At 50.5% G+C, this 22233-nt stretch carries 26 protein-coding genes and 2 tRNA genes; 16 read left to right on the top strand and 12 right to left on the bottom strand.

The features are described 5' to 3' along the window. Positions 1-149: 149 nt before the first annotated feature. Entirely contained in the window at positions 150-617 is a 468-nt protein-coding gene (slyB, locus tag ACFK9X_RS11480; protein ID WP_000621211.1) for an outer membrane lipoprotein SlyB, read from the top strand. 47 nt (positions 618-664) lie between these two features. Here slyB and slyA read toward each other — a convergent pair whose 3' ends face one another. Further along, entirely contained in the window at positions 665-1105 is a 441-nt protein-coding gene (gene slyA / locus ACFK9X_RS11475; protein WP_151116473.1) for a transcriptional regulator SlyA, read from the bottom strand. A gap of 194 nt (positions 1106-1299) precedes the next feature. Here slyA and ACFK9X_RS11470 point away from each other — a divergent pair, with 194 nt between their 5' ends. Genes ACFK9X_RS11470 through ACFK9X_RS11460 form a run of 3 tightly spaced genes read left to right on the top strand, consistent with a single transcriptional unit; the run spans position 1300 to position 4426 of the window. After that, complete coding sequence (locus tag ACFK9X_RS11470; RefSeq protein ID WP_000649755.1) at positions 1300-1536, top strand: DUF1656 domain-containing protein; 237 nt, start codon at positions 1300-1302, stop codon at positions 1534-1536. A gap of 2 nt (positions 1537-1538) precedes the next feature. Then, positions 1539-2399, top strand: coding sequence for an HlyD family secretion protein (locus ACFK9X_RS11465; protein WP_001538147.1), 861 nt, complete (start codon positions 1539-1541; stop codon positions 2397-2399). Continuing rightward, positions 2399-4426 carry an FUSC family protein gene (locus ACFK9X_RS11460; protein ID WP_151116471.1) on the top strand — a complete coding sequence of 676 codons (2028 nt, stop codon included), beginning with the start codon at positions 2399-2401 and terminating at the stop codon, positions 4424-4426. The genes ACFK9X_RS11465 and ACFK9X_RS11460 overlap by 1 nt, the downstream gene beginning before the upstream one ends. On the opposite strand, the gene sodC2 is transcribed toward ACFK9X_RS11460, so the two are convergent. From sodC2 to ACFK9X_RS11445, 3 genes are all read right to left on the bottom strand, one after another. Continuing rightward, a complete protein-coding gene (gene sodC2 / locus ACFK9X_RS11455) occupies positions 4402-4923 on the bottom strand; it encodes a superoxide dismutase [Cu-Zn] SodC2 (protein ID WP_000826818.1) in 522 nt (173 codons plus the stop codon). The two genes, ACFK9X_RS11460 and sodC2, sit on opposite strands and share 25 nt — an antisense overlap. Before the next feature lie 79 nt (positions 4924-5002). After that, complete coding sequence (locus ACFK9X_RS11450) at positions 5003-5899, bottom strand: aldo/keto reductase family oxidoreductase (RefSeq protein WP_000250721.1); 897 nt, start codon at positions 5897-5899, stop codon at positions 5003-5005. Between the two features lie 50 nt (positions 5900-5949). Beyond that, positions 5950-6189 carry a DUF1289 domain-containing protein gene (locus tag ACFK9X_RS11445; RefSeq protein WP_151116469.1) on the bottom strand — a complete coding sequence of 80 codons (240 nt, stop codon included), beginning with the start codon at positions 6187-6189 and terminating at the stop codon, positions 5950-5952. A gap of 102 nt (positions 6190-6291) precedes the next feature. Here ACFK9X_RS11445 and ACFK9X_RS11440 point away from each other — a divergent pair, with 102 nt between their 5' ends. The 4 genes from ACFK9X_RS11440 to rnt all read left to right on the top strand — a co-directional run bounded on the left by ACFK9X_RS11440 (position 6292) and on the right by rnt (position 9271). After that, on the top strand, positions 6292-6891 hold the full coding sequence (locus ACFK9X_RS11440) for a TetR/AcrR family transcriptional regulator (protein ID WP_001041823.1): 600 nt from the start codon (positions 6292-6294) through the stop codon (positions 6889-6891). Between the two features lie 58 nt (positions 6892-6949). Next, positions 6950-8047 carry an alkene reductase gene (locus tag ACFK9X_RS11435; protein ID WP_151116467.1) on the top strand — a complete coding sequence of 366 codons (1098 nt, stop codon included), beginning with the start codon at positions 6950-6952 and terminating at the stop codon, positions 8045-8047. 68 nt (positions 8048-8115) lie between these two features. Then, positions 8116-8523: a lactoylglutathione lyase gene (gene gloA, locus ACFK9X_RS11430; protein WP_001237787.1), complete on the top strand. Its 408-nt coding sequence runs from the start codon at positions 8116-8118 to the stop codon at positions 8521-8523. A 100-nt stretch (positions 8524-8623) separates the two neighbouring features. Beyond that, the gene (rnt, locus tag ACFK9X_RS11425) at positions 8624-9271 is read left to right on the top strand and encodes a ribonuclease T (RefSeq protein ID WP_001282267.1); all 648 of its coding nucleotides are present in this window, start codon (positions 8624-8626) and stop codon (positions 9269-9271) included. Positions 9272-9348: 77 nt separating this feature from the next. Here rnt and grxD read toward each other — a convergent pair whose 3' ends face one another. Then, a complete protein-coding gene (gene grxD, locus ACFK9X_RS11420; protein WP_000108176.1) occupies positions 9349-9696 on the bottom strand; it encodes a monothiol glutaredoxin 4 in 348 nt (115 codons plus the stop codon). Between the two features lie 334 nt (positions 9697-10030). On the opposite strand from grxD, the gene ACFK9X_RS11415 reads away from it, so the two are divergent. Next, positions 10031-10852 (top strand): C40 family peptidase, encoded by an 822-nt coding sequence (locus ACFK9X_RS11415; protein WP_225321141.1) that lies wholly within the window; start codon positions 10031-10033, stop codon positions 10850-10852. Between the two features lie 126 nt (positions 10853-10978). Next, positions 10979-11560 carry a superoxide dismutase [Fe] gene (gene sodB, locus ACFK9X_RS11410; RefSeq protein ID WP_000007299.1) on the top strand — a complete coding sequence of 194 codons (582 nt, stop codon included), beginning with the start codon at positions 10979-10981 and terminating at the stop codon, positions 11558-11560. A gap of 82 nt (positions 11561-11642) precedes the next feature. Here the strand turns inward: sodB and ACFK9X_RS11405 are convergent, their stop codons facing one another. Beyond that, positions 11643-11732 (bottom strand): YnhF family membrane protein, encoded by a 90-nt coding sequence (locus tag ACFK9X_RS11405; RefSeq protein WP_000102277.1) that lies wholly within the window; start codon positions 11730-11732, stop codon positions 11643-11645. A gap of 295 nt (positions 11733-12027) precedes the next feature. On the opposite strand from ACFK9X_RS11405, the gene purR reads away from it, so the two are divergent. Beyond that, positions 12028-13053, top strand: a complete 1026-nt coding sequence (purR, locus tag ACFK9X_RS11400; RefSeq protein WP_000190993.1) for an HTH-type transcriptional repressor PurR — start codon at positions 12028-12030, stop codon at positions 13051-13053. Here the strand turns inward: purR and punR are convergent. Continuing rightward, positions 13050-13982, bottom strand: coding sequence for a DNA-binding transcriptional activator PunR (gene punR, locus ACFK9X_RS11395; RefSeq protein WP_000269513.1), 933 nt, complete (start codon positions 13980-13982; stop codon positions 13050-13052). The genes purR and punR overlap by 4 nt on opposite strands. Positions 13983-14094: 112 nt before the next feature. Between punR and punC the strand changes: the two genes are divergently transcribed. Further along, positions 14095-15300, top strand: coding sequence for a purine nucleoside transporter PunC (gene punC, locus ACFK9X_RS11390; protein ID WP_001182316.1), 1206 nt, complete (start codon positions 14095-14097; stop codon positions 15298-15300). Positions 15301-15589: 289 nt separating this feature from the next. Next, positions 15590-16738: a cyclopropane fatty acyl phospholipid synthase gene (gene cfa, locus ACFK9X_RS11385; RefSeq protein WP_000098879.1), complete on the top strand. Its 1149-nt coding sequence runs from the start codon at positions 15590-15592 to the stop codon at positions 16736-16738. A gap of 41 nt (positions 16739-16779) precedes the next feature. On the opposite strand, the gene ACFK9X_RS11380 is transcribed toward cfa, so the two are convergent. Then, positions 16780-17421 (bottom strand): riboflavin synthase, encoded by a 642-nt coding sequence (locus tag ACFK9X_RS11380; protein WP_000493971.1) that lies wholly within the window; start codon positions 17419-17421, stop codon positions 16780-16782. A 216-nt stretch (positions 17422-17637) separates the two neighbouring features. Here ACFK9X_RS11380 and mdtK point away from each other — a divergent pair, with 216 nt between their 5' ends. The 3 genes from mdtK (at position 17638) to ACFK9X_RS11365 (ending at position 19326) form a co-directional block, all read left to right on the top strand. Continuing rightward, entirely contained in the window at positions 17638-19011 is a 1374-nt protein-coding gene (mdtK, locus tag ACFK9X_RS11375; RefSeq protein ID WP_001175077.1) for a multidrug efflux MATE transporter MdtK, read from the top strand. Between the two features lie 151 nt (positions 19012-19162). Next, positions 19163-19239: transfer RNA gene (locus ACFK9X_RS11370), tRNA-Val, on the top strand. Positions 19240-19249: 10 nt separating this feature from the next. Further along, positions 19250-19326, top strand: a tRNA-Val gene (locus tag ACFK9X_RS11365). Between the two features lie 157 nt (positions 19327-19483). Here ACFK9X_RS11365 and ssaU read toward each other — a convergent pair. From ssaU to ssaR, 4 genes are read right to left on the bottom strand one after another with little or no spacing between them, the layout of a single operon-like run. Then, complete coding sequence (ssaU, locus tag ACFK9X_RS11360) at positions 19484-20542, bottom strand: SPI-2 type III secretion system apparatus protein SsaU (protein WP_001291715.1); 1059 nt, start codon at positions 20540-20542, stop codon at positions 19484-19486. Further along, positions 20539-21318: an SPI-2 type III secretion system apparatus protein SsaT gene (gene ssaT, locus ACFK9X_RS11355; protein ID WP_151116463.1), complete on the bottom strand. Its 780-nt coding sequence runs from the start codon at positions 21316-21318 to the stop codon at positions 20539-20541. Before ssaT ends, ssaU begins: the two co-directional genes overlap by 4 nt. Next, positions 21319-21585, bottom strand: a complete 267-nt coding sequence (gene ssas, locus ACFK9X_RS11350) for an SPI-2 type III secretion system apparatus protein SsaS (RefSeq protein WP_000999982.1) — start codon at positions 21583-21585, stop codon at positions 21319-21321. It lies immediately after the preceding gene. Then, on the bottom strand, positions 21582-22229 hold the full coding sequence (gene ssaR, locus ACFK9X_RS11345; protein ID WP_000056367.1) for an SPI-2 type III secretion system export apparatus protein SsaR: 648 nt from the start codon (positions 22227-22229) through the stop codon (positions 21582-21584). Before ssaR ends, ssas begins: the two co-directional genes overlap by 4 nt. Positions 22230-22233 lie beyond the last annotated feature (4 nt).

The following is a 22233-nucleotide window of genomic DNA, read 5'->3' as shown; positions in this document are numbered from 1 at the left end:
TCCGACCTCGTTTAAGATTAGTTAATTAACTTCTGATTATGATTTTTACATTCTTTCGGCAGAAGATATGACCTTAACTGCATAAATGCCATATAATTTAGCTATAGGGATGCTGAAATAGCGTTTCGTGAAGAACAGGAGATGGGTAAATGATTAGACGTGTACTGGCCGTTTCACTGATGGGGTTATCCCTAGCGGGGTGTGTTAACAATGATAGCCTTTCGGGTGATGTTTATACCGCATCCGAGGCTAAACAAGTTCAGAATGTAACGTACGGTACTATCGTTAACGTTCGTCCGGTTCAAATTCAGGGCGGTGATGATTCTAACGTGATTGGCGCTATCGGCGGCGCGGTGTTGGGCGGATTCCTCGGCAACACTATCGGCGGCGGTACGGGTCGTTCACTGGCGACCGCGGCAGGCGCGGTGGCTGGCGGCGTAGCGGGCCAGGGCGTCCAGAGCGCAATGAATAAAACCCAGGGTGTGGAACTGGAAATTCGTAAAGACGATGGCAACACCATTATGGTTGTGCAGAAACAAGGAAATACGCGTTTCTCGGCAGGTCAGCGTGTCGTGCTGGCCAGCAACGGCAGCCAGGTTACTGTCTCTCCACGCTAAACCAGGCTTTACGTGTGGTCACATGGCCACACGTATGCCCCTGCACCTCAATCGTGAGAGTGCAATTCCATAATATTGTGTTCAAGTTTGGCGATAAGTTTAATCAGAAGCTCAATCTCCTCTGAAGAAATCCCAGCCAAAATTTCACCGCGCGTTTTATGAATGACCGCTTCCATCTCAGCGATCAGCGGCTCCGCTTTCTCGGTCAGTTTAATGCGCTTAGCGCGACGATCGCTGGCGCAGGTTTGCCGCGAAATTAGCCCCTTATCTTCAAGTTGATCCAACGTGCGTACCAGCGATGGCTGCTCAATGCCTATCGCTTTAGCCAATTGAATCTGCGACTGGTCAGGCGGCAATTGACGAATATTGTGCAACGTGACCCAATGTGTCTGCGTCAATTCCAGAGGCTTGAGGCGATGGTCAATCAGAGCACGCCAAATGCGCACCAACCGTGCCAGATCAGAACCTAGTGGCGATTCCAATTTCATCTCCTTATAATTAGCTTACTAAGTTATTATGCTGATTTTAGAATAGTGTGCAGTATTTGTATTCTCAAAACAAATGTATTGCTAAATTTGCTTACCAATAGACATTTTTTCAGACATAGTGCGCACCTGGCACCTGTAGCTTCAGTTTTGGCTAAAACTAAAGCATCGATGTCTGACGCAAAGGAACATTGCTTGTGAAGTGTATACTCAACGCCACAGGATTGCCCTTACAAGATCTCATGTTGGGAGCATCTGTTTACTTTCCGCCATTCTTTAAAGCCTTTGCGCTTGGGTTCGTTATCTGGTTGTTTATTCACCGACTCCTGCGTGACCGGATATACTCTGATGAAATCTGGCATCCCCTGTTAATGGATCTCTCCCTCTTTACGCTGTGCGTATGTCTGGGCCTCGTTTTACTGATCGCGTGGTAAATATGTCGTTAAAAACAATAAAATATTTTTCTACTCTCATTGTCGCCGTCGTCGCCGTTCTGGCCGCGTGGTGGTTATGGAATTACTATATGCAGTCACCGTGGACGCGCGATGGTAAAATCCGCGCGGAACAGGTCAGCGTAACGCCACAGGTTTCTGGCAGCATTACCCAACTCAATATCAAAGATAATCAGTTCGTCAACGCCGGGGACGTTCTCTTTGTCATTGATAAAACGCCCTTCCATATTGCAGAACTTAACGCGCAGGCGCAGTTGGCCAAAGCGCAGTCCGATCTGGCAAAAGCGAATAATGAAGCCGATCGACGTCGACATTTATCGCGTAACTACATCTCTGCTGAAGATCTGGATAGCGCCAATCTGAATGTTAAAGCGATGCAGGCCAGCGTAGATGTCGCACTGGCAACGTTAAAACAGGCGCAGTGGCAGCTTAGCCAGACGGAAGTAAAAGCGCCGGTATCCGGCTGGGTGACCAACCTTTCCACGCGTACCGGTGATTATGCCAGCACCGGTAAGCCACTTTTCGCCCTGGTAGATAGCCATTCATTTTATGTAATGGGATATTTCGAAGAAACCAAACTACGCCATATCCGCGAAGGTGAGCCTGCATTAATAACACTGTATAGTGGCAATGTTAAGTTACAGGGTCACGTTGGCAGTATCGGGCGCGCTATTTACGACCAAAGCGTAGAAAGTGACTCCGGTTTAGTGCCCGATATCAAACCCAACGTACCGTGGGTACGTCTGGCGCAACGCGTACCGGTACGTATCGAATTTGACGCTTTGCCGCAGGATATCACGCTCGTCTCCGGCACTACCTGCAGCGTAGCCATTGGACAGCGGTAATGAAACTCTCCCTGCCGGCCCTGCGAAATACGCCCTGGTTTAAAGCGACCTCCGGCCAATGGCGTTACGCGTTGCGCAATACCATTGCCATGTGTCTCGCGCTGACATTCGCTTATTATCTCAATCTGGATGAGCCCTACTGGGCGATGACTTCGGCCGCAGTGGTGAGCTTTCCGACCGTAGGCGGCGTAATCAGTAAAAGTCTGGGGCGTATTGCCGGGAGTTTACTCGGCGCGACCGCCGCGTTAATTATTGCCGGCCATACGCTGAATGAACCCTGGTTGTTCTTATTTAGCATGGCCGCCTGGATCGGTTTTTGTACCTGGGCCTGCGCGCATTTTACCAATAATGCCGCTTATGCTTTCCAGTTGTCCGGCTACACGGCGGCGATCATCGCGTTCCCGATGGTTAATATTGTAGAAATCACGCAGTTGTGGGATATCGCCCAGGCACGTGTATGTGAAGTTATCGTCGGCATCCTCTGTGGCGGCATGATGATGATGATCCTACCCAGCACATCGGATGGTACCGCCCTGCTCACCGCGTTGAAAAACATGCATGCGCGCTTGCTGGAACATGCCAGTCTACTGTGGCAGCCGGAGACTACCGACGCTATCCGCTCCGCGCATGAGGGGGTCATTGGGCAAATCCTGACCATGAACCTGCTGCGTATTCAGGCCTTCTGGAGTCACTACCGTTTTCGCCGCCAGAATGCATTGCTAAATGCATTGTTACACCAGCAATTACGGCTAACCAGCGTGATCTCCAGTCTGCGTAGAATGCTTTTAAACTGGCCGACGCCGCCGGAAAACAGCCGCGAAGTCATTGAACAACTCTTAGCTGAGTTGGCAAAACCGCGCGCGGACAGCTACACCGTGGCGCGGATTATTGCGCCGCTACGCCCGCAGGATGAACAGGATTATCGTCACCTCGCGTTCTGGCAGCGATTACGCTATTTTTGCCAGCTATATCTGCGCAGCAGCCGTCAGTTATATCTGATCGAAAGCGGCGCGCCGGTAGATCAAATCCATATCCGCCGCACTCCCGGCCTTGCGCGGCATACGGATAACGCAGAGGCCATCTGGAGCGGCGTGCGTACCTTTTGCACGCTCACGGTGATTGGCGCCTGGAGTATTGGCGCGCAATGGGAATCCGGGCCCGGCGCATTAACCCTGGCGGCGATCAGTTGCGTCCTCTACTCCATCGTCGCCACGCCGTTTAAGTCGCTCACCTTATTAATGCGTACTTTAGTGCTGCTGTCCTTATTCAGCTTCGTGGTGAAATTTGGCCTGATGGTGCAAATCACCGATCTGTGGCAATTCTTACTTTTCCTTTTTCCGCTGTTCGTCACGATGCAACTGCTTAAACTGCAGATGCCTAAGCTGGCGGGACTGTGGGGGCAGCTTATCGTCTTTATGGGCTCATTCATCGCCGTGACCAATCCGCCGGTGTACGACTTCGCCGATTTCCTTAACGATAATACCGCCAAGATCGTCGGCGTCGCGATTTCCTGGCTGGCGTTTGCGATTTTGCGCCCCGGTTCCGATGCCGTAAAAAGCCGCCGCCATATCCGCGCGCTACGCCGGGATTTCGTCGATCAGCTTAGCCGTCACCCTTCCCATAGCGAAAGCGAGTTTGAATCGCTGACCTATCATCACGTCAGTCAGCTCAGCAATAGTCAGGATGCGCTGGCGCGCCGGTGGTTATTACGTTGGGGAGTGGTGCTGCTGAACTGCTCGCATGTGGTGTGGCAGCTGCGCGCCTGGGAGTCGCGTTCCGATCCGCTTTCCCGGGTGCGGGATATTTGTATATCCCTGCTGAGCGAGCGCGGCGTGCAGCAACGCCCGCTTGCCGTCACGCTACAGGAACTACAGCGTATCTGCGACACGCTCGCACATCATCATCAACCCGCCGCGCATGAGCTGGCGGCGATTATCTGGAGTTTACACTGTTCGCTGTCGCAGCTGGAACAGGCTCCAGCGCAGGGAACACTGTCTCCGGGTTATTTAATGACGCCGCAGGCGTAACGCGTTCCGCCGCCGCCGAGCGGTTTCGGCTGATCGGACATGTTATCGCCGCCCACATGGATCATGAGCGCTTTATCTTTCACTTCATCAAGAGACTTCAGACGCGGCGCAGTAACCGGTTCGGTGGCGATACCATCATTATTAACGACTAACACCGGGAGGTCGCCCAGATGCCCCTGACCTTCCGGTCCTTCATGCTTACCGGTATTTTGTGGGTCCAGATGACCACCAGCGGCTTCTGCGGCAACCGCTTTGCCGTCTTTAATCGCGGGCTGGCAGCTACCTTTGGCATGAATGTGAAAACCATGCTCGCCCGGCGGCAACGCTTTAAGGTGTGGGGTAAATTTTAAGCCGCCTTCGGTTTCATCGATGACGACGGTGCCGATAGACTGTCCTACGCCTTGCGCCGTCACCAGATTCATCTCTACTTTCTCGCTGGCAGCCTGCGCACCCGCACAGGCCAGCAGCGTCACCATCGCTAAACTTAATCGCTTCATAAAACCTCCGTTACATGTGGTCGCCTGTTAAGTGTAAACCACTGGCGAAAACATGTACGGAAAGTCAACGAGTTGGCGATTACGGCACGTCATAACCCAGTGCCGCCTTGCGGATTCGGAACCACTGTTGACGCGACAATGACAGCGTTTCCGCTTCTAGTGCGGCACGTACGCGTTCGATTTTACCCGAGCCAATAATCGGCAGCGGCTGCGACGGCAAACGTAAAATCCAGGCATAGACCACCTGTTCAATAGAACTGGCGTTGAGTTCTTGCGCGATAACGGAAAGTTCCTGGCGCAACGGCTGATAAGCCTCATCATTAAACAGCCGACCGCCGCCAAGACATGACCAGGCCATCGGACGAATACGCAGTTGCTGTAATTGATCTAATGTGCCGTCCAGCAACAAAGGCTGGTGAACCGGCGAGATCTCCACCTGGTTGGTCGCCAGGGTGAAAGGCAGGCGCGATTGCAGCAACGTAAATTGCGCTGGCGTAAAATTAGAAACGCCAAAATGGCGCACTTTGCCGCTTTGGTGCAGATGTTGAAACGCCTCGGCGACGTCATCCGCATCCATTAACGGATCGGGACGGTGAATTAACAACATATCCAGATAATCTGTCGCCAGATTTTTTAATGACTGTTCGGCGCTCAGAATAATATGGCGGCGATCGGTAATATAATGACCGAGCCTATTTTCCGCTCTGGCGGTGGTCGCAATACCGCATTTGGTAACGATTTGCAGTTTTTCCCGCAAATGCGGCGCCAGCGTTAGCGCCTCGCCAAACGCCGCTTCGCACTGATAACCGCCATAAATGTCCGCATGGTCAACGGTAGTGACGCCCAAATCCAGATGTTCTTCGATAAAACTCACTAACTGACGCGCGGACATATTCCAGTCCATCAAACGCCAGTAACCCATGACAAAACGCGAAAACTCCGGGCCTTGTGGAGCGATGGTGACACGCTGAACCATAACAGATTCCTCATAGAGAATAATGAGGTTGAGTATACGCAATTCCGCGTTTAAAAGAGTGAAGGTTGTTGAGGATCTTCCGATGGGAGAGGCTTATTTGCGCGTATTTTACGCAAGAAACGCTGGCGACAAAGCCGCAGTACATTTTTTTTCTCGGCATCGCTCATTTTTTGCCAGTTAAACCGTTCGTCGCGGCTGCGCATACATCCCCGACAAAAGCCACGCTCATCAGACTGGCAGATACCGCGACATGGGCTTGCTACAGGAAAAAACTCCAACTGCTCGGCCACATCCCCTCCTCAACGTTTGGCGCTTATGACTATTGAAGACGCTAACTGACATTATGGCAACTCTGCTTGCAGTAGACCAACTGGTCTACTATACTGCCTGTCATGAATAAGCAAACCGAACACGATACCCGCGAACATCTGCTGGCCACCGGCGAGCAGCTTTGTATGCAACGGGGTTTTACCGGCATGGGGCTTAGCGAGTTGCTCAAAACCGCCCAGGTGCCTAAAGGGTCGTTTTATCACTACTTTCGCTCGAAAGAAGCCTTCGGCGTCGCCATGCTTGAGCGACATTACGCCTGCTATCATCAGCGTCTTACGGCGCACTTCACCTCCGGTCCCGGTAATCATCGCGATCGTCTTCTCGCCTGGTATCAGGAAACGTTAAAGCAGTTTTGCCAGCAAGGCGCCATTAGCGGTTGCCTGACGGTGAAACTGTCAGCGGAGGTCTGCGATCTGTCGGAGGATATGCGCTCTACGATGGATAAAGGGGCGCAGGAGATCATGGCACTGCTTGCACGCGCGCTGGAAGATGGCCGTAATAGCCACTGTTTACATTTCACCGGCCAGCCGTTGCCACAGGCGCAGGTACTTTATGCCCTGTGGCTGGGCGCCAATTTGCAGGCCAAAATATCCCGTAGCGCCGCGCCGCTGGAAAATGCGTTGGCGCATGTTAAGACCATCATTGCAACGCCTGAGCAGTAACAGGCGTTTTTATTTCCTTTATTACAAGACGACCGGTCTACTTATATCAGGAGCCACTATGTCATCAGCAAAACTGTTTACCCCCCTCAAGGTGGGTGCCATCACGGCGACAAATCGCGTATTTATGGCGCCTTTGACGCGTTTGCGGAGTATTGAACCGGGCGACATTCCTACGCCGTTAATGGCGGAATATTACCGTCAACGCGCCAGCGCTGGATTGATCATCAGCGAAGCCACACAAATCTCCGCACAGGCGAAAGGCTATGCCGGCGCACCGGGATTACACAGCGATGAGCAGATCGCCGCCTGGAAAAAAATCACTCAGGGAGTCCATACCCAGGGCGGCCATATGGCGGTGCAACTGTGGCATACGGGCCGTATTTCACACTCCAGCCTGCAACCAGGCGGACAAGCGCCCGTCGCGCCATCCGCTATCAATGCGGGAACCCGCACCTCTTTGCGTGACGAAAACGGCCAGGCCATCCGCGTAGAAACTTCCACGCCGCGCGCGCTGGATACTCATGAGATCCCCGGGATCGTCAACGATTTCCGCCAGGCTATCGCCAATGCCCGAGAGGCAGGCTTCGATCTGGTGGAGCTGCACTCCGCGCACGGTTATCTGCTGCACCAGTTCCTCTCACCGTCTTCTAATCACCGTACCGATCGGTACGGCGGCAGCGTAGAGAATCGCGCCCGTCTGGTGCTGGAAGTGGTTGATGCCGGCATTAAGGAATGGGGCGCGGACCGTATCGGCATCCGCCTTTCTCCTGTCGGCACTTTCCAGAATGTCGATAACGGCCCGAATGAAGAAGCTGACGCCCTTTATCTGATTGAAGCGTTAGGCAAACGCGGCATTGCTTATCTGCATATGTCTGAACCAGACTGGGCGGGCGGAGAACCGTACAGCGACGCATTCCGTGAAAAAGTGCGCGCGTGTTTCCACGGCCCCATCATCGGCGCTGGCGCCTATACGCCAGAAAAAGCGGAAGATCTGATCGAAAAAGGGCTGATTGACGCCGTGGCGTTTGGTCGCGATTACATCGCTAACCCGGATCTGGTGGCGCGTCTGCAACGTAAAGCGGAACTTAATCCACAGCGTCCCGAAAGTTTTTATGGCGGCGGCGCGGAAGGCTACACTGACTACCCTACTCTGTAATTTCATTGATAGCGGCCTCACATAGCCGCTATACTTTGAATATCTTGACTATTTTAAGGACAACGAAAATGCGTTTATTGCATACTATGCTGCGCGTCGGCGATTTGCAGCGTTCCATCGCTTTTTACACCAACGTTCTGGGCATGAAATTGCTGCGTACCAGTGAGAATCCGGAATACAAATACTCGCTGGCCTTTGTGGGATATGGTCCGGAAACGGAAGAAGCGGTCATCGAACTAACCTATAACTGGGGCGTTGAGAGCTACGACATGGGCAATGCGTATGGGCACATCGCGCTGAGCGTTGATAATGCCGCTGAAGCCTGTGAACGTATTCGTCAGAACGGCGGCAACGTGACCCGTGAAGCGGGGCCGGTAAAAGGCGGTTCGACCATCATCGCCTTCGTTGAAGATCCGGATGGCTATAAAATCGAATTGATTGAAGCTAAAGACGCAGGCCGCGGTCTGGGTAACTGATCCCCCGCCGGGCGCAGGTCACTGCGCCCGTTGTTTTACTGCATCCCGGCGTAAAATTTGCCATAATACGCGCTGCATTTTTTCGTATTAAGAGACTCAGATGTCCGATAACGCTCAACTTTCCGGTCTGTGCGACCGTTTTCGTGGTTTTTATCCTGTCGTCATCGACGTTGAAACTGCAGGATTTAACGCTAAAACCGATGCGCTGCTCGAAATCGCCGCCATCACGCTGAAAATGGATGAACAAGGCTGGCTGATGCCGGACATGACGCTGCATTTCCATGTGGAGCCGTTCGCTGGAGCCAACTTACAGCCGGAAGCGCTCGCGTTTAACGGTATCGATCCCTCTAACCCGCTACGCGGCGCGGTGAGTGAATATGAAGCGCTACACGCTATTTTCAAAATGGTGCGTAAAGGTATCAAAGACAGCGGTTGTAGCCGCGCCATTATGGTCGCGCATAACGCCACTTTTGATCACAGTTTTATGATGGCCGCCGCAGAGCGCGCCTCGCTGAAACGTAACCCGTTTCATCCGTTCGTCACCTTTGATACTGCGGCATTGAGCGGACTGGCGCTAGGACAAACGGTGTTATCAAAAGCGTGCCTGGCGGCAGGTATGGAGTTTGACGGTGAAAAAGCCCATTCCGCTTTGTATGATACCGAGCGGACAGCGGTGCTGTTTTGTGAAATCGTCAATCGCTGGAAGCGCCTGGGCGGCTGGCCGTTACCTTTGCCGACGGACAAATAACGAGGCTAACAACGCCGCTCTTGCTTTCTATGGCAGTAAAAAAGCGACCTTTACAGGTCGCTTTCCCCTTGCACAGATTACTCTGCGTCCGGCTCCTGAGTTTTATATTTTGCCGCAGTTTCTTTAATAAGCTGCTGCAGCTCGCCACGCTGATACATTTCAATCACAATATCACACCCGCCGACCAGCTCGCCGTCCACCCACAGTTGTGGGAATGTCGGCCAGTTGGCGTATTTCGGTAATTCAGCGCGAATATCCGGGTTTTGCAGGATATCAACATAGGCAAAACGTTCCCCGCAGGCTGAAAGCGCCTGAACGGCCTGCGCAGAGAAACCACAGCTTGGCAGTTTCGGTGAACCTTTCATATACAGGAGAATCGGGTTTTCAGCGATCTGGCGCTGAATTTTTTCGATAGTGGTGCTCATTGTCTCGCTTCCTTAAACTACTTTTACGACTGAAGCCTGTCATTGTAACGGGTCAGGCTGGCAACGGAAAATAACATTTTCATCATGCCTTATTATTTTACCGTCTGCGGGAATAAGTTGTATACAAAATATCTTTTAAGCGGGTTGCCGCGCAGTGATTTGTAGATAACGCGTTCGTGTTTAGCATTAATTGCTATTTTTTTACATCTGTTAACGAAACATAGCTTCAGAAACCAAAAGCAATTACCAATCTGTGCTTTTGTAGATTAGAATTATCAGGTTTTGTAAATCATACGCAGGCATGAATTGCCTGCCTTTAACAGAGGATTGCTCAGTGGCGCGGATAAACAAAATCTCGATCACGCTCTGTGCTTTACTTTTTACTACTCTCCCCTTTACGCCAATGGCCCATGCTTCCAGGCAAGCCAAAGCGACGCCTGCTGTTTCTCATGTCACGAAAACGGCAGATAAAAAGAAAAGCACAACGAAAAAGATCAGTAAAACCAGCAAAAAAAACGTAAAAAAAACCTCAAAAACCAGCCGTTCTTCTTCCGCTTCTACGCCAAAACGTACCACCGCCGCCACAAAATCTCGTCATACGACGCATCGTCGTAACAGAACCGCGCCCACGTCAATCGCCGCCCTCGACGTAACGGAAAAATGCACGACGCGTAAAGGCCGTAAGCCGCACTGCGTGAAGGGGAAAGGAACATTGCCGGTCTCTATTGCCGATGCGCATCGTGCAAAAGTACAAAAAGCGACGAAAACCGCGATGTCCAAACTCATGAATCAGATTGGTAAACCGTATCACTGGGGAGGCGCGTCGCCGCGCACCGGTTTTGATTGCAGCGGTCTGGTTTATTATGCCTATAAAGATTTAGTGAAGATCCGTATCCCCCGAACGACGAATGAGATGTATCACCTGCGTGACGCGGCGCCCATTGAGCGTAGCGAGTTGAAAAACGGCGATCTGGTGTTCTTCCGTACGCAGGGGCGCGGCACCGCCGATCACGTTGGCGTCTATGTCGGCAACGGTAAGTTTATCCAGTCTCCGCGCAGCGGTCAGGAAATTAAGATCACCTCACTGAACGAAGAATACTGGCAACGTCATTATGTCGGCGCCCGCCGGGTGATGACGCCTAAAACAATTCGCTAATATTTTATCCTGTCGTTTAACGACAGGATAACTTCTTCTTTTGCGCCACCGCTCAATTTGCTACCCTATCCTTACGCGCACCAGGGGTATTGTGCGTGCGCAATATTAATAATAAGGAGAGAAGCAATGTCGTTCGAATTACCTGCATTACCGTATGCCAAAGATGCTCTGGCGCCGCATATTTCTGCTGAGACGCTGGAATATCACTATGGCAAACATCATCAGACTTACGTGACCAATCTTAACAATTTGATCAAAGGCACGGCGTTTGAAGGCAAATCGCTGGAAGAGATCGTGCGCACTTCCGAAGGCGGCATCTTTAATAACGCCGCTCAGGTGTGGAACCACACCTTCTACTGGAACTGCCTGGCGCCAAACGCTGGCGGCGAACCGACCGGGAAACTGGCTGATGCTATCGCGGCATCTTTTGGCAGCTTCGCGGAATTTAAAGCGCAGTTCACCGATGCCGCTATCAAAAACTTTGGTTCCGGATGGACATGGCTGGTAAAAAGCGCTGATGGCAAACTGGCTATCGTTTCTACCTCAAATGCCGGTACGCCGCTGACTACGGATGCAACGCCGTTGCTGACGGTTGATGTGTGGGAACACGCGTATTACATCGACTACCGCAACGCCCGTCCAAACTATCTGGAGCATTTCTGGGCGCTGGTTAACTGGGAATTTGTTGCGAAAAATCTCGCCGCATAAGTCTGAGTACGCAGAAGGTACGCCTTCTGCGTTTTAGAGAGGGATAGAATAGAGGAGACGCCCACCCTCAGAAGAGAGGAAATCAGTGCAGAGCGGCCGTTAATCCACCTGCGACAATCACGCCCAGAACAATCAGCGTAGTAATCAACGAAAATTTCAGGTCGGTACTCATCAAGTTTTCTCCTTTTTATTCCCACACAAAAAGTGATATAGCGCATTTTTGCACATTCCCGCACAAAAATCTCTCATGTTTTATATTGATAACTGTTTTTAACGCTTCCCCTTTTCCTCAAGATCAGACAAAATTCCAGGCTTACTGAATTAGCGTAACGGCCATTGACCCCTTCCTGACGTTCCGTGTCGTTTTTCCGGCGTGCCGCAACCCTGACGTTGCGATTAGGGTGTGTGTAGGCAAACGTTTACCTGGCGTTTCTCAGGAGCTTAGCGAGGGTCTGGAGTGAAATATAATGGCAACAATTAAAGATGTAGCGAAACGAGCAAACGTTTCCACTACAACTGTATCACACGTAATCAACAAAACGCGTTTTGTCGCTGAAGAAACGCGTAACGCGGTCTGGGCGGCAATTAAAGAGCTGCACTACTCTCCCAGCGCCGTCGCGCGTAGCCTGAAGGTTAACCATACCAAGTCGATAGGCTTACTGGCGACCAGCAGCGAAGCGGCCTATTTTGCCGAAATTATCGAGGCGGTTGAAAAAAACTGTTTCCAGAAAGGCTATACGCTGATTTTAGGCAACGCCTGGAATAACCTGGAAAAACAGCGCGCCTACCTGTCCATGATGGCGCAAAAGCGCGTGGATGGCCTGCTGGTGATGTGTTCTGAGTATCCAGAACCTCTGCTTTCCATGCTGGAAGAGTATCGCCATATTCCGATGGTGGTGATGGACTGGGGTGAGGCGAAGGCCGATTTTACCGACACGGTGATTGATAACGCCTTTGCAGGCGGCTATATGGCGGGTCGTTATCTGGTTGAGCGCGGCCACCGGGATATCGGCGTTATTCCCGGCCCGCTGGAGCGCAACACCGGCGCGGGCCGGCTGGCAGGCTTTATGAAAGCCATGGAGGAGGCGCTGATCAACGTGCCGGACAACTGGATTGTTCAGGGCGACTTCGAGCCGGAATCCGGTTACCACGCGATGCAGCAAATCTTATCGCAGTCACATCGCCCTACCGCCGTTTTCTGCGGCGGCGATATTATGGCGATGGGCGCGCTTTGCGCGGCTGACGAAATGGGGCTTCGCGTACCGCAGGACGTTTCGGTGATCGGTTATGACAATGTGCGTAACGCCCGTTACTTTACCCCGGCGCTGACGACGATTCACCAGCCCAAAGACTCTTTAGGCGAAACCGCATTTAATATGCTACTGGATCGCATCGTCAATAAGCGTGAAGAGTCACAGTCTATTGAAGTTCATCCACGCCTGGTTGAGCGTCGCTCGGTCGCTGACGGCCCGTTCCGCGACTATCGGCGTTAATCCCCGCTGTCGGGAGCCTCTTCTGGCTCCCGCAGCCACTCCCGATTCAACGTTTCGCTATCGCCCAAATAGTCCAGCAGCCATGCCAGCGCGGGCGAGGCTTCGTTTTGCTGCCACGTCACGCAACAGGCCGCATCGGGAAACGGATTCTCTAACGTCAGCGCCACCCATTTTCCGCTGTCTATCCACTGTCGGGCAAAATGCGTCGGCACCATTCCCACGCATAGTCCTGCCGACAGGCAGGTTGCCGATGACTCCCAGTCCGGTACGACGACCCTTTTTTGGTTATCCAGCAACCAGGTAATCCGTTTCGGTAAGGTTCGCGAAGTGTCTTCCCTGACCAGCGACGGCCAGTTGCGCAGGGTATCATCGCTTAACGGCCCAGGCATCGACGCCAGCGGGTGATCGCTTGCCACTACGCAGCTCCAGCTCAGGGTCCCCATATCCCGAAAAGCGTAACGCCCCCCTACCGGAATCGCCTGCGTCGCCCCAATCGCCAGTTCGACACGCCCGTCGGAGAGCGCGTCCCAGACGCCGTTAAACACCTCCTGAAAAACCAGCAGTTCCACATCGTCAAAATGACGATAAAAATCGACGATCATCTGCCGGGTACGTTCTGGTCTGACGATATTGTCCACCGCAATAGCTAACTGCCCGCGCCAACCATTAGCAATTTGCTGACACTGCTGGCGAGTGATCTGCATTTTTTTGATAACAGAACGCCCTTCTTTTAAAAACCAGATGCCAGCAGGCGTCAGTTCAACATCACGGTGACGTCGTACAAAAAGCGGTACGGCCAGCCACTCCTCTAGCTGACGAACGGTGTAACTGACTGCTGAAGGCACTCGGTGCAGTTCCTGCGCCGCCGCGCTAAAACTGCCATTGCGCGCTACGGCGTCAACCACTTCAAGCGAGTATTCCGACCACATAATTTGCCTACAAAAATTTTGAATTCACTGGACAAATATTAACGTTTCACAACCGTAATTTCACTCCCTACACTCTGCGACAATGTCTGTCTGATAAGAAAGAGAAACAAATATGCAACCTGGAAAAGGTTTTTTAGTCTGGTTAGCCGGCCTTAGCGTGCTGGGATTTCTGGCTACGGACATGTACCTGCCCGCGTTTGCCGCCATACAGGCGGATTTACAAACGCCCGCCGCCGCGGTCAGCGCCAGCCTCAGCCTGTTTTTAGCTGGCTTTGCCGTCGCGCAACTACTTTGGGGACCGCTATCGGATCGTTATGGCCGTAAACCGATTTTACTGCTGGGGTTATCTATCTTTGCGCTCGGAAGTCTGGGGATGCTGTGGGTAGAAAGCGCGGCAGCACTGCTGACGCTGCGCTTCGTGCAGGCCGTCGGCGTTTGCGCGGCAACGGTAATCTGGCAAGCGCTGGTGACCGATTATTATCCTTCGCAAAAAATTAATCGTATCTTCGCCACTATCATGCCACTGGTGGGCTTATCCCCGGCGCTTGCGCCCTTACTGGGAAGCTGGATACTGACGCATTTCTCATGGCAGGCGATTTTCGCCACCCTGTTCGTGATTACGTTGTTGCTGATGTTGCCAGCGCTGCGCTTAAAACCATCGGTAAAAGCGCGTACCGAGGGACAGGATAAACTCACTTTCGCGACGTTGTTACGCTCTAAAACCTATCGCGGTAATGTGCTGATTTATGCCGCCTGTTCCGCCAGCTTTTTTGCGTGGCTAACAGGGTCGCCGTTTATTCTCAGCGCGATGGGTTACAGCCCGGCAGTGATTGGCCTGAGCTATGTTCCGCAAACCATCGCTTTTCTGATTGGCGGATATGGTTGCCGCGCGGCGCTACAAAAATGGCAGGGCTACCAATTGCTTCCGTGGCTGTTAGGGCTGTACGCGCTGAGCGTTATCGCCACCTGGGGAGCGGGCCTTCTGAATAATGCCTCACTGGTGGAGATCCTGATTCCTTTCTGCGTAATGGCGATTGCTAATGGCGCAATTTACCCTATCGTCGTCGCGCAAGCGTTACGCCCTTTCCCTCAAGCTACGGGGCGCGCTGCGGCGCTACAAAATACGCTGCAGCTGGGGTTATGTTTCCTGGCAAGCCTGGTGGTTTCATGGCTCATCAGCACGCCGCTGCTGACCACCACCAGCGTAATGCTCTCTACCGTTGTTCTGGCGGCGTTAGGCTATAAAATGCAGTCTCATGCAGATTGCGCTGAGACCGGGTTTCCACATGCCAATGTCGCCCACGACAAGTCTCACTAAAAGCTTGTTAACCGCTGGTAATTAGCACGCTAACAATTTTCGGTTGAATCATCAAAAATTGCGGCCTATACTGATTCACGGTTGTTTATATTACGATAATTATTAGGCATTAACGGGAACCGGAGCGTTCCCGATTCACCATGGATGGCCTTTTCGGCAAGGGTTCCTCCCTTCCTCTGTTCTACGTCGGATAACTGGCTCACGGAATTGCCCGTGGGATTTCTCACAAAGCCAAAAAAGCGTCTACGCTGTTTTAAGGTTCTGATCACCGTCCAGTGATGGAGAAGCTATGAGTTCATCGTGTATAGAAGAAGTCAGCGTACCGGATGATAACTGGTACCGAATCGCCAACGAATTGTTAAGTCGCGCGGATATTACAATTAATGGTTCCGCCCCGTCTGACATTCGTGTTAAGAATCCCGATTTTTTTAAACGCGTCCTTCAGGAAGGATCGTTGGGGTTAGGTGAGAGTTACATGGATGGCTGGTGGGAATGCGAGCGTCTGGATATTTTCTTCAGCAAAGTCTTACGTGCCGGTCTTGAAAATCAACTCCCCCACCATGTTAAAGATACGCTCCGTATCCTCGGCGCGCGTCTGATTAATCTACAAAGTAAAAAACGCGCCTGGATTGTCGGCAAGGAACATTACGATCTTGGTAATGACCTTTTTTCCCGTATGCTCGATCCCTATATGCAATATTCTTGCGCCTACTGGAAAGATGCCGATACGCTGGAAGCGGCACAGCAAGCCAAGCTGAAATTAATTTGCGAAAAGCTACAGCTACAACCGGGGATGCGTGTGCTGGATATCGGCTGCGGCTGGGGCGGCCTGTCGCAATATATGGCGACCCATTATGGCGTTAGCGTGGTGGGCGTAACGATCTCCGCTGAACAACAAAAAATGGCGCAGACGCGTTGCGAAGGTCTGGATGTCTCCATTCTCCTCGAAGATTATCGCGACCTTAACGATCAGTTTGACCGAATCGTCTCTGTCGGCATGTTCGAACATGTCGGGCCAAAAAACTACAACACCTATTTTGAGGTCGTTGACAGGAATTTAAAACCGGATGGTCTTTTCCTGCTCCATACTATTGGTTCTAAAAAAACCGATCATAATGTCGATCCGTGGATCAATAAGTATATTTTCCCCAACGGTTGTTTGCCGTCTGTTCGTCAAATCGCCGAGGCCAGCGAATCACACTTTGTAATGGAAGACTGGCATAACTTTGGCGCCGACTATGACACGACTCTGATGGCGTGGCATGAGCGCTTTATCAATGCCTGGCCAGAGATTGCGGGCAATTATAACGAGCGCTTTAAACGTATGTTCAGCTATTATCTCAACGCCTGCGCGGGTGCGTTTCGCGCGCGTGATATCCAGCTTTGGCAGGTGGTATTTACGCGCGGCGTTGAAAACGGACTGCGCGTTCCTCGCTAATCATCTCCCCCGCATTTCATGCGGGGGAATCTTATTTTCCGTTAGCCAATGTCGGCCTGATTTCTGACCGCATTTTCTCGCGCAGCCAGTACGCGTTCTACGGTATCGACAACCGCCTGCGTTTGCGGATCGATCTCGATATTCACACGCTCACCCAGTTTTTTTCTGCCAAGCGTAGTACGTTCCAACGTTTCCGGAATGAGATGCACGCAGAAGCGCGTTGGCGTTACCTCGCCGACGGTCAAACTGATGCCGTCGACGCCGATAAAGCCTTTGTACAGGATATACTTCATCAGGGACGCATCCTGCACTTTAAACCACACCTGATGGTTATTTTCGGAGGTCAGGATTTTCGCGATCTCCGCCGTCGTAATAATATGCCCCGACATCAGATGTCCACCGATTTCATCGCTGAATTTGGCGGCGCGCTCTACGTTGACCTCATCACCTACCCTCAACGCGCCCAGATTGGTGATGCGCAACGTTTCTTTCATCAGATCAAAGCTTATCTGGTTGCCGTTTATTTCAGTCACCGTCAAACAGCATCCGTTATGCGCTACCGACGCCCCCGTCTCCAGCCCCTCCAGCATGTAGTCCGGTAACGTCACCACATGGGTGCGAAAGTTGGGTTTTTCATCAATCGATACCAGTTTCGCGGTACCCTGTACGATCCCCGTAAACATATCTTCAACTCCTGAAATAAATAAAAGCAGAACTGTTCAGCACAATAGCAGGTGGAAAAACAGCTTGCCAGCAATGCGCCGTTAACAACTGTTTTTTCGCTGGAGAAATAGTAATACCCCGCTACAATAGACTGAAATTTCCCCTGCTATTTCTTTTGGCTGCCACTACGGCGGCTTTTTAGTCTTTCATATAACAACAAAATAAAAGGTGAATACGTGCAGAAGTATACCAGTGAAGCGCGTCAGTTATTAGCGTTAGCGATACCGGTGATCCTTGCGCAAGTGGCACAGACCGCAATGGGATTCGTCGATACCGTCATGGCGGGAGGCTATAGCGCTACGGACATGGCTGCCGTCGCTATCGGCACCTCTATCTGGCTTCCCGCCATTTTGTTTGGTCACGGCTTACTGCTGGCCTTGACGCCTGTGATTGCGCAACTCAATGGCTCCGGCCGTCGTGAGCGTATCGCGCATCAGGTTCGACAAGGGTTCTGGCTGGCGGGCTTTGTCTCCGTGCTGGTGATGATCGTCCTGTGGAATGCCGGATACATTATCCGCTCTATGCATAATATTGATCCGGCGCTGGCCGATAAAGCCGTGGGTTATCTTCGCGCGCTGCTGTGGGGCGCGCCAGGATACCTTTTCTTTCAGGTAGCGCGAAACCAGTGCGAAGGTCTGGCCAAAACCAAACCGGGTATGGTGATGGGATTTTTGGGCCTGCTGGTGAATATTCCGGTGAACTATATTTTTATCTATGGCCATTTTGGTATGCCGGAACTCGGCGGTATCGGCTGCGGCGTTGCGACTGCGGCGGTCTATTGGGTGATGTTTATCGCCATGCTTTCTTACATTAAACACGCGCGTTCAATGCGTGATATTCGTAATGAAAAAGGCTTTGGCAAACCTGATAGCGTCGTCATGAAGCGCCTGATTCAACTGGGGTTGCCGATTGCGCTGGCGCTGTTCTTTGAAGTGACGTTATTTGCGGTCGTTGCGCTGCTGGTTTCGCCATTAGGTATTGTGGATGTCGCCGGTCATCAGATTGCGCTTAACTTTAGCTCGCTGATGTTCGTACTGCCGATGTCGCTGGCTGCGGCGGTAACGATTCGAGTGGGTTATCGTCTGGGCCAGGGCTCAACGCTGGATGCGCAAACCGCAGCGCGTACCGGTTTAGGCGTCGGCATTTGTATGGCTGTGGTTACCGCTATTTTTACCGTTACTCTGCGTAAGCATATTGCTTTGCTCTACAATGACAACCCTGAGGTCGTGGCGCTTGCCGCGCAATTAATGCTGCTCGCTGCGGTTTACCAGATTTCCGACTCTATACAGGTTATCGGCAGCGGTATTCTGCGCGGTTATAAAGATACGCGTTCCATCTTTTTTATCACCTTTACCGCCTACTGGGTGTTAGGTTTACCCAGCGGTTATATCCTGGCGTTAACGGATTTGGTGGTGGATCGTATGGGACCGGCAGGCTTCTGGATGGGGTTCATCATCGGCCTGACCTCGGCGGCGGTGTTAATGATGCTACGGATGCGCTATCTACAACGTCAGCCGTCCGCCATCATTTTGCAGCGCGCTGCGCGATAATACGACGATAGCCGTCGCATGGCGGCTATTTTCTCGACATGTTGCATATTTCCACCGCAATCAGGTGATTTCAGGAAGAAAATTGCGATTTCCCTCTTGCCTCATTGCGGTTGTGACGCTAATATTCGTCCCCGTTGTCACCTACAACGTTGCGTTCATAGCTCAGTTGGTTAGAGCACCACCTTGACATGGTGGGGGTCGTTGGTTCGAGTCCAATTGAACGCACCATCATTTTAATGCGTCTGTAGCTCAGTTGGTTAGAGCACCACCTTGACATGGTGGGGGTCGATGGTTCGAGTCCATTCAGACGCACCAATCCATTATCTTGTTTAATTTTATAATACGCTATCTGGTGCTTGTGCCAGGCTAAAAGCGATTATTTTCAGTCTCTCACCTTTATCGTCAAGCACTGCTCTATACGCTATTACCCTCTTAACCTTCGCAGTGGCCTGAAGAAGCATACCAAAAGCATTTATGGTGTTTCGGTAGAATGCGCATAATCTATCTTCATCACCATACGTAACAAGGCTGCAACGGGTTCAAATAACGTTTCAGGAATTTTATCTCCGCGTTCCACTTCAAAAAATAATGAGCGGGCCAGCTCAACATTTTCAACAACGGGGATGCAGTTGCGTTCAGCGATGTTAACAATATAGTTAGCTTGAGCATCACTGCCTTTTTCCAGGACGCGTGGTATTGGCATATCGGTGGGATGATAGCCAAGACAAACCGCAATATGCGTTGGATTACGCACTACCGCAACAGATTGTTTAACAGATTGAGCTAAACTCCCACTTTGTATTTCACTCTGCATTTCCCGACGCCGTGTCTTCATTTGAGGGTCGCCCTCCAGATCTTTATGCTCTTGTTTTACGTCATCTTTACTCATTTTTAGATCTTTTCTAATCTTATAATATTGAAAAGAATAGTCCAGTATGCCAACGACGATATAAAAAGCCATCACCCCTACCCATAACCATTTTATTAAAGAAGAAACCACAAGCACGCCACAGGCTAACCCACAGTACGGTAGCGCCCGAAAAGTACTGGCATAATAATAAAAGAAAAAGGCAAAGATAAGAGATAACATGATAACTTTTAGGCTGGATTTACATAATTCTACTACGCTATGTAAAGAGAATATCTGCTTAAAATTACTTACCGGATTTATATGCTCGCTTTTAAAACCTATGGCCTTGCTGGCAATAACCACCCCCACCTGAAGAAACACGCTACCCACAGTAGCAACTATTACCCCAGCGCCCAGAAACAGCAGTGCAGAAGTCAGTGACTCTATTAAAGCATGACTCAATTGCGTTAATGCATAAGAAAATGGTTTATTTACTAATTGTAATGTGAAAGTTATTGACTCAATCAGTATCAAAATCATCTTTTCAGTAAAGAAATGAAAATACAAATAAAGCGCAATCAGCTGAAATAATGATGTTATTTCAATACTTTTGACAACCTGCCCTTCCTTACGGCCATCACGTAATTTCTTTTCTGTAGGCTGTTCTGTTTTCTCGCTCATACAGATGGAAACCAGTCTTTTAGATAAATATAAAATTTATCGCTTTCAACCAAATAGTGATGAAGAGCATGAGGGAATGAGATCAGGAGCGTCAGTAGAACCAATATACTTTTGAGCGGCATTGAGAAGAAAAACACATTCAATTGTTGTGCCGACCGATTTAAAAGACCTAAAGCCAGATCGGCTAATACCATACATATTATGGCAGGAAGAGAGAAGCTGATACATAATTGATAAAGCGTTCTCCACTCTGCCTGGATATATTTTAAAAATTGCTGGTCAAATAATAAAGTACGCCCTGGTGGTAAATATTGATATGACTCATACAGAATGTTTAATATAAACTCCATGCCGCCGCTTATAAAGAAAATAACACACAAGAACTGGCTGAAAAGCAAGCCAAAAAGTGAGGTTTCAGCTTCTATTGTAGAATTGAATATCGTACCCATTGTCGCGCCACGTAAAGTATCAAGCAGAAACCCCGCCATATCAACGGCCCAAAAGGGAACCGCCGCACAAAACCCAATTAAAAAACCAATAATCACCTCTCCGGTGACTAACCCTAACCAGCTGTAATCTTTACCAATATGCATCATAATCTTCTGCTGGTAAATGATTGGTAATATGGGAAAGGTAAGTGACATAAGCACGCCATTACGTAAAATCGCGGACCCTAAACTGCCACTTTTTAATAGGGGAAGTAATAAAGAGAGGCTCAATGGTCGAATAAAAGCCACAGCCAATGCAATAAGCCACTCATTTACCTGTTGTGCCATTCAACCATGCTCTCCAATTCGTAACATTATCTGCCGGGTATAATTCAACAGGATACCGCTAAGCCATGGGTAGCTGACCATTAAGGTTATTGCAATTGCCAATAATTTAATCATGAACTGTAGCGTTTGGTCCTGTATTTGAGTCAAGGCCTGAACAAGGCTTACGATGACACCAACTACCGATGCCACCAACACCACCGGCATAGACGTAAAAAGGACGATCCATAAAAGTTGCGTTACAAATTGCGTCAATTCAGAATCATTCATGAAAAGCTCTGTACCAATTGCGCCAGTGTCAGATCCCAACCGCCTGCCAGTAAAAATATTAGCAGCTTAAACGGTAATGAAATGGTCATTGGCGACACCATCATCATTCCCATAGCCAGCAGTATATTTGAAATAAGCAGGTCAATAGCCAGAAAGGGAAGATAAATAAGTAATCCAATCCGAAATGCCTGCGTTAACTGACTCACCGTAAATGCCGGAATTAATATAAGCAAAGAATCAGGTTTTATCTTTCTTTTTATGTCTTCAGGCCAGGTTCGTTTTATCAAATTCCGAAAATAATTGGCTTCCTTCTCTTCAGAGTTTTTTTGCAAAAACTGTCGATAAGGCGCTAATGCTTTACTGTCCCACTCAGACGTCCAGAAAGGAGCGCCAGCGACCTGAACCGGATGCCAGCGCTCTTTTACAGCTAATAGCGTCGGCCCCATAATGAATAAGGAAAGTACAAGCGCGAGGCCATACAGTGCGATATTGGGGGGAACTTGTTGAATACCCAGAGCATTTCGTAAAATCGAAAATACCACCGCCAGTTTAAGGAAAGAGGTTCCCATGACGATAATGAGAGGCAGTATTGAAAGCAGAAACAATATACCAATCAGTTGCAAAGGCGAATCGGGTAAAGACATACTG

This window comes from Salmonella sp. WC3 (assembly GCF_042932255.1).
Lineage (GTDB): Bacteria > Pseudomonadota > Gammaproteobacteria > Enterobacterales > Enterobacteriaceae > Salmonella > Salmonella enterica.
This window is presented reverse-complemented; position numbering and strand designations above follow the sequence as displayed.

Bases quoted from the DNA above. Each gene is read 5' to 3' on its own strand.
- ssaR (WP_000056367.1), bottom strand. From the start codon at position 22,229: ATGTCTTTACCCGATTCGCCTTTGCAACTGATTGGTATATTGTTTCTG.
- ssas (WP_000999982.1), bottom strand. From the start codon at position 21,585: ATGAATGATTCTGAATTGACGCAATTTGTAACGCAACTTTTATGGATC.
- slyB (WP_000621211.1), top strand. From the start codon at position 150: ATGATTAGACGTGTACTGGCCGTTTCACTGATGGGGTTATCCCTAGCG.
- ACFK9X_RS11405 (WP_000102277.1), bottom strand. From the start codon at position 11,732: ATGAGTACCGACCTGAAATTTTCGTTGATTACTACGCTGATTGTTCTG.
- ACFK9X_RS11380 (WP_000493971.1), bottom strand. From the start codon at position 17,421: ATGTTTACGGGGATCGTACAGGGTACCGCGAAACTGGTATCGATTGAT.
- gloA (WP_001237787.1), top strand. From the start codon at position 8,116: ATGCGTTTATTGCATACTATGCTGCGCGTCGGCGATTTGCAGCGTTCC.
- ACFK9X_RS11435 (WP_151116467.1), top strand. From the start codon at position 6,950: ATGTCATCAGCAAAACTGTTTACCCCCCTCAAGGTGGGTGCCATCACG.
- ACFK9X_RS11460 (WP_151116471.1), top strand. From the start codon at position 2,399: ATGAAACTCTCCCTGCCGGCCCTGCGAAATACGCCCTGGTTTAAAGCG.
- rnt (WP_001282267.1), top strand. From the start codon at position 8,624: ATGTCCGATAACGCTCAACTTTCCGGTCTGTGCGACCGTTTTCGTGGT.
- punC (WP_001182316.1), top strand. From the start codon at position 14,095: ATGCAACCTGGAAAAGGTTTTTTAGTCTGGTTAGCCGGCCTTAGCGTG.
- ACFK9X_RS11440 (WP_001041823.1), top strand. From the start codon at position 6,292: ATGAATAAGCAAACCGAACACGATACCCGCGAACATCTGCTGGCCACC.
- ACFK9X_RS11465 (WP_001538147.1), top strand. From the start codon at position 1,539: ATGTCGTTAAAAACAATAAAATATTTTTCTACTCTCATTGTCGCCGTC.
- purR (WP_000190993.1), top strand. From the start codon at position 12,028: ATGGCAACAATTAAAGATGTAGCGAAACGAGCAAACGTTTCCACTACA.
- grxD (WP_000108176.1), bottom strand. From the start codon at position 9,696: ATGAGCACCACTATCGAAAAAATTCAGCGCCAGATCGCTGAAAACCCG.
- ssaU (WP_001291715.1), bottom strand. From the start codon at position 20,542: ATGAGCGAGAAAACAGAACAGCCTACAGAAAAGAAATTACGTGATGGC.
- sodC2 (WP_000826818.1), bottom strand. From the start codon at position 4,923: ATGAAGCGATTAAGTTTAGCGATGGTGACGCTGCTGGCCTGTGCGGGT.
- cfa (WP_000098879.1), top strand. From the start codon at position 15,590: ATGAGTTCATCGTGTATAGAAGAAGTCAGCGTACCGGATGATAACTGG.
- sodB (WP_000007299.1), top strand. From the start codon at position 10,979: ATGTCGTTCGAATTACCTGCATTACCGTATGCCAAAGATGCTCTGGCG.
- slyA (WP_151116473.1), bottom strand. From the start codon at position 1,105: ATGAAATTGGAATCGCCACTAGGTTCTGATCTGGCACGGTTGGTGCGC.
- ssaT (WP_151116463.1), bottom strand. From the start codon at position 21,318: ATGGCACAACAGGTAAATGAGTGGCTTATTGCATTGGCTGTGGCTTTT.
- punR (WP_000269513.1), bottom strand. From the start codon at position 13,982: ATGTGGTCGGAATACTCGCTTGAAGTGGTTGACGCCGTAGCGCGCAAT.
- ACFK9X_RS11450 (WP_000250721.1), bottom strand. From the start codon at position 5,899: ATGGTTCAGCGTGTCACCATCGCTCCACAAGGCCCGGAGTTTTCGCGT.